General features: G+C 53.6%; 1 protein-coding gene and 1 pseudogene. One reads left to right on the top strand and one right to left on the bottom strand.

All coding sequences use genetic code 11. The features are described 5' to 3' along the window. Window positions 1-364, bottom strand: a pseudogene (locus WBV42_RS00415) (glutamine synthetase); the annotation flags it as partial. Window positions 365-773: 409 nt separating this feature from the next. On the opposite strand from WBV42_RS00415, the gene WBV42_RS00410 reads away from it, so the two are divergent. Then, on the top strand, window positions 774-1,641 hold an 868-nt coding region (locus tag WBV42_RS00410; RefSeq protein WP_423984294.1), incomplete at its 3' end, for a thioredoxin domain-containing protein.

Raw genomic sequence — 1,641 nt, 5'->3', positions numbered from 1 at the left:
CCGTGTATCCCTCCGACGCGAGGTCTTCGAGGACGCTCCTGAGTGCACTCCTGCTGCAGAGATCGAAGCGTGAGCTATCGACGTTGGTCAGGTCCGTGAAGACCGCTGCCGTGTCGTCGGCCCACTCTATCGGCATCACGGAGTCGACGTCGGGGACTGCCATCATGTCGCCCGCTTCGGCACCGTATTTCGGGTCGTCGAGGAGTCCAGGTTCGAGGGTCAGTTCGGCGACCCCGTTGGCGAACCCGACTCCCTCTTCGATCGCGTGTGCGGCTTCGTCACCGGAGAGGGAGATCCCGCGTGCAACGCCATTGATGTCGGTCCAGACCAGGCGTATGGTTTCGTAATCTGAAAGGGAAGTCATTGGGACGCTTTCTCATCGTAGTATCGGGGGATATGTGTTTACCCCCAAACTTGCGATTTTTTAATAATCGACTTCGGCGCTGAATGCAGACGCGGGAAATACTACTTCCACGACAAATACGGAACGGAGGACGACTACGGACGGCGTATCCAGACGGATAGACCGACCGAAAGCACGTATTCGACCGTGTGAGTTCTCTAATGCCGTACTAACTGTCCCCCGTTTCAAACTACTTTCAATATTGATAATAATTTCGTACAATAGTGTCGTTTTAGACTGCATTTAATATCGTTAATAACGAATGAACTATTCGAAAATGAGTTCGAACAGTCACGCAAGAGTTCAAAACAGCGAAATTCACCTGGACGACCGAGCGGGTCTATAACCAACCGGTGTTTCCACCCAGTCGATGTCAAAGAATAATCCATCTCGGCGGACATTTATGAAGACGACGGGCGTTCTCGCAGCGATCGGTGTCGGTGGCGCCATACCCGCGAGCGCGGAAACGGCAATTCCCGAAGCGCCGGTGCCAAATGACACTGACGAACTTACGAACGCGACGATGGGAACGGATCCGAACAATCCCACCGCGACCGTATATGGCAACTTCAAATGCCCGTTCACCCAAAAATTCGTTCGAGAAGGCAATCTCGAAGCGGTACTGAACGAATACGTCACATCCGGTGAGATGAACCTACGGTTTCGGGCGCTCGCATACCAACCGCCAGGGACATCCTCGCACGGTACGTCGACCTACTACATCTCCGATAGCGATCCGCTGATCTCTGAAGCCGCATTGAGCGTTTGGGACGTCTCGCCGGACGATTACTGGCAATTTTTCGACTACATGTTTTCGGGTCTCATCTCCGGAAACGTCTCGTTCAGCGAGATGAAAGGCCGCATGCAGACGGCAGACGTCTCCGATCGAGGAACGATCATCGACCGCGCCTCCTCCGGCCGATTCGATGATACTGTGGAAGAAAACCGCTACGATGCCGGTGATTACGGAGTCACGTTCACTCCAACGATGGTTCTCGATGGGGAAACGATCGCTCCCCATCACGATACCGATACCTTACTGAACTGGATCGGAGGTCAGCTTTCGAGTGCGAGTGACTTCTCGCCCGAAGAAACGACCACTTCCGAAAGTTCGTCGGAATCCACGGATTCGAACGATACATCGAACTCGGATGCTGGGTCGAATTCGGATGCTGCTTCCGACTCTACGGATACTGAAGACACTCAGTCGTCTAGTAATGACGAAGATAGCTCCAAGG

The sequence above is a fragment of the Haladaptatus sp. genome, assembly GCF_049589095.1.
GTDB lineage: Archaea > Halobacteriota > Halobacteria > Halobacteriales > Haladaptataceae > Haladaptatus.
Note: the sequence above shows the minus strand (reverse complement) of the source record. Positions and strands in the feature narration are given on the sequence as shown.